The 1,290-nt window shown below is 71.3% G+C and carries 2 protein-coding genes and 1 pseudogene; 2 read left to right on the top strand and 1 reads right to left on the bottom strand.

From position 1 onward, the window contains the following. A pseudogene (locus tag I73_RS21755) lies at positions 1–199 on the bottom strand (hypothetical protein); the annotation flags it as partial. A 120-nt stretch (positions 200–319) separates the two neighbouring features. Here I73_RS21755 and I73_RS21750 point away from each other — a divergent pair. Both I73_RS21750 and I73_RS21745 read left to right on the top strand, forming a co-directional pair. Then, positions 320–760, top strand: coding sequence for a PaaI family thioesterase (locus I73_RS21750; RefSeq protein WP_022982023.1), 441 nt, complete (start codon positions 320–322; stop codon positions 758–760). A 51-nt stretch (positions 761–811) separates the two neighbouring features. Then, a partial coding sequence (locus I73_RS21745; protein WP_022982552.1) for a GNAT family N-acetyltransferase occupies positions 812–1,290 on the top strand: 479 nt, incomplete at its 3' end.

The raw sequence follows: 1,290 nt of genomic DNA, 5'->3' as shown, positions 1-1,290 counted from the left end.
CGGCCAGGGCCTCGGGCCAGCGCTGCCACCAGTCGGCCGGCCAGCCCAACACGGCGGCGGCATCGTCGCTGGTGGCCACCCAGTGCGGGTCAGGCAGGCCGGTGCCTCGCATCGGGGTGTGGAAGGCCGGGCCCAGGCCTGCAAAACGGTTGGGCCAGCGCGTGGCGTCGGGGGGGAAGGAGGCGCGGCGGTCGTCCATGCGGGCCAGTGTAGGCAAGGCGGCCGCGCCTGACCGGTGGTGGGGCTTTCCTTGCCTCACGTGGCGATGGCTTCGGTCCTGGGGAGGGTGTTCCCTCAGGGTTTGCGAGAAGATCGTGGCATGAACGCCCCCGTCCCGTCCCAGGCCCATCCCCAGCCTTTCCCGATCCCCATTCCTTTTGCCCACCACCTGGGCCTGCAGTTCTACGGTGCCACCGAGGACAGCGCGGAGGTCCGGGTCTGGCTGCAGCCGCCCCACCTGAATGGCTGGGGCGTGGCGCATGGCGGGCTTCTGCTGACCATGATGGACATCTCCATGGCCCTGGCCGCCCGCAGCGGCCACCAGGAAGGGCCGGGCGTGGCCACCATCGAGCTCAAGACCAGCTTTCTGCGACCCGCCGAGGGCGAGCTGCGCGGCATTGGCACGGTGCTGCAGCGCACCGTCAGCATGGCCTTCTGCGAGGGGCGGGTGCTCAACGCCCAGGGCGAGCTGTGTGCCCATGCCACCGCCACCTTCAAGTTCCTGGGCGGCGTCAGCGCGCCGACGCGTCCGCCGCGCTGACGCCGGGGAAAAAGGGGACAAAGGGGGCGAGGGGGGACAATGCGCCCCACCATGACGCTCCCACCGCCCGACATCCACTGGACCTGGTGCCGCTTCCCCGACCTGGGCCTGCAGGACCTGTACGACCTGCTGCAATTGCGCGCCCGTGTGTTCATCCTGGAGCAGGGGCCCTACCTGGACCCGGACGGCCTGGACCAGCGCAGTTGGCACCTGCTGGGCCGCCTGGGCCACGACTGGAACGGCCTGCCGGCCGGCGAACTGGTGCTCTACCTGCGGGCGGTGGACCCAGGGCAGAAGTACGACGAGCCGGCCCTGGGCCGGGTGGTCAACCACCCCGCCGTGCGCGGCCTGGGCCTGGGGCGCGTGCTGGTGGGCGAGGGCGTGCGCCGCTGCGACCAGACCTGGCCCGGCCGCCCCAACCGCATCAGCGCCCAGGCACATCTGGCCGCCTTCTACGGCGGCTTCGGCTACCAGCCCGTGGGCGAGGTCTATCTGGAGGACGACATCCCACAGCAGGAGATGCTGCGTCC

It is taken from the genome of Ideonella sp. B508-1, from assembly GCF_000333615.1.
In the GTDB taxonomy this organism is placed as follows: domain Bacteria; phylum Pseudomonadota; class Gammaproteobacteria; order Burkholderiales; family Burkholderiaceae_C; genus Ideonella.
The sequence above is the reverse complement of the archived record's forward strand: the minus strand, read 5'-3'. Positions and strand labels throughout refer to the sequence as shown.